The sequence below is a fragment of the Deltaproteobacteria bacterium genome (assembly GCA_029860075.1).
GTDB lineage: Bacteria > Desulfobacterota > JADFVX01 > JADFVX01 > JADFVX01 > JAOUBX01.
In genome coordinates this window covers 1-6,856 of sequence record JAOUBX010000138.1, presented here as the reverse complement: position 1 = coordinate 6,856, position 6,856 = coordinate 1, and the positions used below count along the sequence as shown (strand labels likewise).

Annotated in this window: 4 protein-coding genes and 1 pseudogene; all 5 read left to right on the top strand. The window is 41.8% G+C overall.

The genetic code is table 11. The features are described 5' to 3' along the window. Nucleotides 1-285: 285 nt before the first annotated feature. The gene (locus tag OEV42_21120) at nt 286-2,307 is read left to right on the top strand and encodes a DUF2778 domain-containing protein (protein MDH3976771.1); all 2,022 of its coding nucleotides are present in this window, start codon (nt 286-288) and stop codon (nt 2,305-2,307) included. 15 nt (nt 2,308-2,322) lie between these two features. Then, nucleotides 2,323-2,931: a hypothetical protein gene (locus tag OEV42_21115; protein ID MDH3976770.1), complete on the top strand. Its 609-nt coding sequence runs from the start codon at nt 2,323-2,325 to the stop codon at nt 2,929-2,931. Nucleotides 2,932-3,072: 141 nt separating this feature from the next. After that, nucleotides 3,073-3,156: pseudogene (locus OEV42_21110) on the top strand (transposase). A gap of 460 nt (nt 3,157-3,616) precedes the next feature. Then, nucleotides 3,617-4,144, top strand: a complete 528-nt coding sequence (locus OEV42_21105; protein ID MDH3976769.1) for a hypothetical protein — start codon at nt 3,617-3,619, stop codon at nt 4,142-4,144. Between the two features lie 478 nt (nt 4,145-4,622). Beyond that, the coding region (locus OEV42_21100) for a fibronectin type III domain-containing protein (protein MDH3976768.1) at nt 4,623-6,856 on the top strand (2,234 nt) is incomplete at its 3' end.

Below are 6,856 nucleotides of genomic sequence, written 5' to 3'. Positions count from 1 at the left end.
GTTGCTTTTTTTAAGCATACCATGGACTAACATCCTGGTATGCTTCAGGAGTTGCCTTCTAAATGATTATCACATCTTTACGGGTTGTTGCCCAAAGCCCCTAAATAACTGCAATTATGATATACCGCGACGAGTGCTGGGGTCGGACCTAGCTAAGTAGGGGCCTCGTGCTGGGGTCGGACCTAGCTAAGTAGTTGAAAGTTAAAGAAAAAGGTCTTGAAAACGGCCTGAAAATAGGCTTAGAAGGCCTATTTTGTGGGTAAAAAGGGGTGTTTAAGGAAAGAGATGGCAAGAGCGAATAGAAATTTTATACCTGATCATATATGGGATGATGGTTCTATCCAATCCATTATCGACGCCCTCAATAAGGCCACCTTCATGAGTTACAGCGCCGCCGGCTGCGGCAGTTGCGGCGGCGGGGTGGACAAGCTGACCCAGGTGACCGACGCCAACGGAAAGTCAACAACCTACACTTACGACAAGCTGGGCAGGCTGCTTACTGAAACCGATGCCACGGGCCTGCAAAAAAGTTTTGATTACAATCCCAACCGTTATGAATACACCAAAACCGACGCCAGGGGAATCGCCATAACTTATGTCAATGACTACATGGGCCGTCTCACTGAAAAAAAGGTGGAAGGCGTAACAAAAGAAACCTACAGTTACTACATTAACGGCCGGCTCCATAGGGCAAGCAAGGACGACCTCACCTATACCTATACTTATTATGCCGATGGGCAGGTGAGGGACGTGACTGATTCGAAGGGTAAAAAACTTTCCTACAAGTATGACGCCCTTGGCATCAGGACGGAAGTTAATATTAACGATGGCATGGGTCTCAATCGGACCATAACTTACACTTATACCGATGCAAATCAACTCGATACGATCACAGCAGAGCCGGGAGTCTTCGATTATGACTACCGGGTGGACGGAAGCCGGGAGAAGCTGACTTATCCAAATACTGTTTTTACAAACTACTCTTATGACGCTTCCGGCCGCATGGTTGGCATAGACACCCCGGGTGTTTCCAGTACCGTTTATAGCTACGATAAGGTGGGGAACCGTTTGAGCAATGCTACCGACGGCAAAAAAATCTCCTACATCTATGACGATCTTTATCGTCTCAGGTTTGCTTCACATACCAGTACCGAGGGCGCCATGTTCGAAAATTACACCTATGATGCTATCGGCAACAGGCAGGCCCATGAGAATGATCTTATAAATAACTATTATCCCGGCTTTGATCCTGATTTTACCAATTCGACTACCGTTGGCGGATTTACCTATTATGATGTGGCGGGTAAAGGCTACCAGACGCCCTTTACGGATGTGGCTGACAGCGTTGATTACGGTTATGACTATGAAGAGAGGCTCATTCGTGTAAAGCGTGTTTTCGGGCTTTCTTCCACCGTTGTTGAGTACAAGTACGACGTAAGTGGCAGGCGGATCGAAAGAAAGGTGACAACAGATGGAACGCTGTTATCAACGATCAATTATTTCTATGACAATGAGGATATTGTTGCTGTTTATGAGAATGGAGTATTAACTAAAGAGTTTATTCACGGTCCAGGAATTGACGAGCCGCTGGCCATCAAGACGGGCGGGAACTGGTATTACTATCATGCCGATGGTTTGGGATCGGTAATGAAGCTGACCAATGCCTCAGGTGCGGCGGAGCCCGGTTACAGCTTTGGTTATGATTCCTTTGGAAATCTTGCGAAAGGTTCTCTTGATAAGAATTATACCTATACGGGCAGAGAGTGGGATGCCGAGGCGGGGCTTTATTATTACCGGGCCAGGTTTTATGATGCGGAGGTGGGGAGGTTTATCTCCAAAGATCCTATTGGGTTTGCCGGGGGGGATTACAATCTTTATTCTTATGTCTCTCAGAATCCGGTTAACTTCACTGATCCATCAGGTTTAATTTGTGTTTACTCTCGGAATTCCGCTAACTTGCGTTGTACTAGTAAGGGTAAAGTTATTGTTAATGCTCGTGTTTACTCAGGATACTCTAATGGGATAAATAATCCTAAAATGGAAAATGTTAAAAATATGGGGCCAACACCAAGTGGTATGTATACCATAGGACCACCGATTGAAGTTGGAAGAACTACTTGGAGAAGAATAACACCCGATTCTTTCACAAGAGCAAAAATATCTTCCATGGGAAGAAACCCTGATTCCTTTTGGATACATGGAGATAATAAATACAAAAATGATACTGCTTCAAAAGGTTGTTTGATTTTGAATGCAGGGGATGGTCGTAATGATATACCTACTGGAGATATACTTATTGTAAGGTAATTTATTGGAGAAAATATGAAAATAATTAGCTTTATTGTCTTGTTTATTGTTATATCAGGGAGTTCCCAAAATGTATTAGGGATTGAACGTGATAAGTTGATAGAAATTAAACCATTTAATGCAAACAATATCAAAGTTGCGCTTACCAAATATAACTCTCAAGAAATACTAAACTATATATTTAGTAATTCTAATAGAAGCAAACAACTGATACATGGTATTAGGTCAGGCAAAGACGCTTGGCTTTTATTATTTGTAGAAATGTATAAAGTGTCAGATGCGGGATGGTCAGAAATTTTAGACTCTTCCATTGGCTATAGCCTAGTATCTAATCCAAGAGGAAGTCTTAAAACTATGAGAGAGGTTGATAATATTTTAAGCAAATTGCGTGATAAATATAACCTGCATTCCTATGCACAACAGGTGTGTGATAATGTTGATGAGATGTGGGATGAAAATGAAGTAAGTAACGTTGAATTAGCTGGCAGTGCATTGATTGAAATCAATAAACGAATTAAAGCGTTAACTGATGTTAACAACGAAAGTTTGGAAAGAGTAAAGTCAAAATGTCTTGAAGCATTATATAATAGTAAAAAATTTTGGGAAGATTATTCAAGGAAATGAAGAGCCGGATACGATCACTGCCAGTGCTGGGGTCGGACCTAGTTAAGTAGTTGAAAGTTAAAGGAAAAGGTCTTGAAAAAGGCCTGAAAATAGGCTTAGAAGGCCTATTTTGGGGGTAAAAAGGGGTGTTTAAGGAAAGAGATGGCAAGAGCGAACAGAATATTTATACCGGGTCATGTATGGCATATAACTCACCGCTGCCATAAAAAGGAATTTCTCTTGAAAATAGGGAAAGCGACCTATATTGAGTAGAGTCAGTCAAAGAAAAAAGAATTAAAAGATTTGTTTTTAGACCCCGTTAAGAGATTTAACGGGGCAGGCGGGATTAACGGGATTGACAGGATAAGAGCAAGAGAAAAAAGAGCTTTGAGGGTTTTAAAATCCTGTTGATCCTGTAAATCCTGTCAAAAGAAAAAGAATTAAAAGCTTATTTTTAGACGGGATTGACGGGATTAAGATCAAAAGATAAAAGATTTTTTTTAGCCAGGTAGAAACTATGAAGGACCGTGAAATTGAGATATCCTTGATTTGAGAGAAAACCTTAATAAAAGGAGAAACCAATGACAACGATCCTTCAGGGGGGTAGTTTATGTTACCTATAAAGTTGTCGAGTTGTGCATTTATCCACCTTTGGTTTTTACAACACCGTAAATATCCGATTAGTAGATGACTATGGGAGATTGTTTTGAGAAGTGAAGAAAATAAGGAATTAAATGAAATAGTTGAATATTTAGAGTTGAAGAAATCTATTCCCAAAGACAAACTTTTACAATGGATGGTTTCCAGTGATATAGAAGTACTTGGACTTACTTCTATAATATTTGATCAGTTTAAAGACCTGATAAAGTCCTTTCCACCTATAAAAATTACTCTTGAATTTTACCAGAATTATTTCTGTAGGTGCATAAGAGAGAATCCACACGGTGAATACTCTGAATCCAGATATATTGCAGCTAATTCTTTTTCGAGGTTTTATAAAGCACTCCGTCACGATAAAAAAATTGAAAAGGAATTACTAAAAGAATTTAGGGATATTCTAAAAAAGTTATATCTGGAAGGGGACGATGATATTAGAGAATGTATTATTAATGGTGCTCTTGAACATTTATTTGAAGATGATGAAATAGTGAATGAATTTGAAACTTGGAAAAATGATAATACCCTTAAGAAAGCTTACAAATTAGCATTAGAATGGGGGAAGGCAGCTCCATAGATACTGTTCGGTATGCGCGATAGGGTCGGACCGAGTTAAGTAGTTGAAAGTTAAAGAAAAAGGTCTTGAAAAAGGCCTGAAGATAGGAAAATAGGGACAGCGACCGGTATTGAGAAGAAAAGCCTTTTGAGCGTTATTGAAGGAGAAGAAGGATTTTTAAAATCCAGTAGATCCTGTCAAAAGAAAAAAGAATTTAAAAGATTTGTTTTTAGAGGGGATTAACAGGATTGACGGGATGAGAGCGAAAGATAAAAGAATTATTTTAGGGTTTTAAAATCCGGTAGATCCTGTAAATCCTGTCAAAGAAAAAAGAATTTAAAAGATTTGTTTTTAGACGGGATTAACAGGATTGACGGGATAAAGAGCAAGATCAAAAGATTTTTTTTAAAGTTTTAAAATCCAGAAAATCCTGTAGATCCTGTCAAAAAAAGAAAAGAGATTTTAGGTAAATTCAAACATTACCATCGGAGTAAAAACTATGAAAAGTATATCCCGATTTAAAAATATACTGAAAGGTGTCATCTGTGCCGTCACCCTGCTGATGGCAGCAACATCACATGCCGGAAAAGCCACCTACACCTACGATGCTTACGACAGGCTGGACCAGCTCAGTTACCAGGACGGCCCTGCCTTCAAGTATAGTTATAATGAATCGGGAAGCACGGTTTCCAAAAAACTCGATGGTAACAGGCTGAGAATCTATATCTTTCCCGATAGCAGCGGCAATGGCGAGGGGTCCGTCTCTGTTTCATCCAATGATGCAACCTGTGGAACGGATTGCTATATTTACGATGCTCCCACCTTTGTAACACTCTCTACAGTTCCTGCCAATAGCGGTTTTGCCTTTGGATACTGGTCTGATCCTGCCTGTGGAAATTCATCTACCTGTGACGTTTACGTTGATTCCATCAAGCTGATAAAAGCCCACTTTACCCTTGTTGAAAATACCCTGCGCAATTATACCGCTAATGTTACTTTTAATTCACAGGGGGCAGTTTCACCAGACACACCTCAGATCGTTCAATATGGAGAGAGGATTAATTATAGCCTGACACCATTTGAACCTTTTCAGATAGCCTCCGCCAGCGGTTGTAACGGTACCTTGAATAGGGGTGCAAATACATACGAAGCAGGTCCCATTGATGAAAGTTGCACTATAGATATCGCCTTTGGCCCCTTGCTTAACATAAGCAAAGACGGCTCGGGTACAGGTATTGTTCAGGATACTTCCGGAGCAATTAGCTGTGGTGATAATTGCTCTGCTGCTTTCAGACATGGGACAACGGTTTATTTTGAGGCATTTCCAGGCAGTGAATCCATTTTTTCCGGTTGGAGCAGTTCAGGTTGCTCGGGAACGGGAAATTGTAACTTTACGGTATTAAATCCCGAAACTGTAAAAGCAACCTTTACCGACATGCGCCCCGCGGCGCCGTCTGATTTAACGGCCCAGGTTGTTTCCGCCAAAGAAGTCACTTTGAACTGGACTCAAAACTCGGATGATGAGGACGGTTTTAGAATAGAGCGTAAAATAGGAGTATTAGATACTTATACAGAGGTTGGAACCGTAGGGGCTGATGAGACGACATTTAACGATGTGGGACTTATTGTCGGACAGTCTTATTATTACCGGGTAGCTGCCTACAATGGATATGGGTCCTCTCCCTACAGTAATGAAACAAGTATAGTGACATACACACTTCCCATGGGTAACGCGCTCGATTTCGACGGTGTTGACGACGTGGTGGTTGTGGGGAATGAAGCGAGTTTTGATTTTTACAGTACGACGCCATTTACGCTGGAGGCGCTGGTGAGGGTGGAGGAGAAAGGTTCCGGGCACCATATCATTATGGCAAAGCAGGAGGCAGCCTTAGATAATATCAGTGGCAGTGGTTATTATTTGTCGGTTAACGAGTTTGAGGCTGGCAATGGACGATTGACCTTCACTATGCATGGCGCTGCCGGTTATTCGGAAGTCTACGGTACCAAAGATCTTATTGATGGCCAGTGGCACCATGTGGCTGTGGTTTATAGCGGCAGCAATTTCATTAATGGTGTAAGCCTATATATTGATGGCGTTGCTGAACTTCTGACAGTTGACACTGATACGCTAAACGGCAGCAGCATATTGAACGATGCGCCGTTAACGGTGGGGACGATAACGAATAATCCTGCTAATATTGCCTTTAACGGGCTAATCGATGAGGTACGCGTTTGGAACGTGGCGCGTACGGCGCAGGAGTTATTCGACAATATCAACGTGGATCTCAATGGTATTGGCAGCGGTCTGGTTGCCGAGTGGCGTTTTGAAGAAGGGACAGGCCAGTTAACGCTGGATGGATCACTTAACGACAATGATGGTCAGTTGGGAGATACGTCTGGAGAAGACGGGAATGATCCGGTATGGGTATTTACGGGCCAGGAATATACGATAACAGTGAACGTGACCGGCGGTATAGGCGGGAGTTTGAATCCTGCCGGTGATGTGACGGTTTATTCCGGCGGTAGAGAGACCTTTGAAATTCTTCCTGACCGCCGTTATAAGGTCAAGGATGTCTTTATCAATACGTCATCGATCGGTGCAGTGTATAGTTATGAGTTTACCGATGTGACCTCCAACCAGGGTATTGAAGTGGAGTTTTATGAGGTGCTGCCGAGTGGTTATGCGCTGGATTTCACTCGTTCCGAATCTGATGTTGTCTTTACGGAGAATGA

Excerpts from the sequence above, each read along its gene's own strand:
- OEV42_21115 (MDH3976770.1), top strand. The coding sequence starts at position 2,323 with ATGAAAATAATTAGCTTTATTGTCTTGTTTATTGTTATATCAGGGAGT.
- OEV42_21120 (MDH3976771.1), top strand. The coding sequence starts at position 286 with ATGGCAAGAGCGAATAGAAATTTTATACCTGATCATATATGGGATGAT.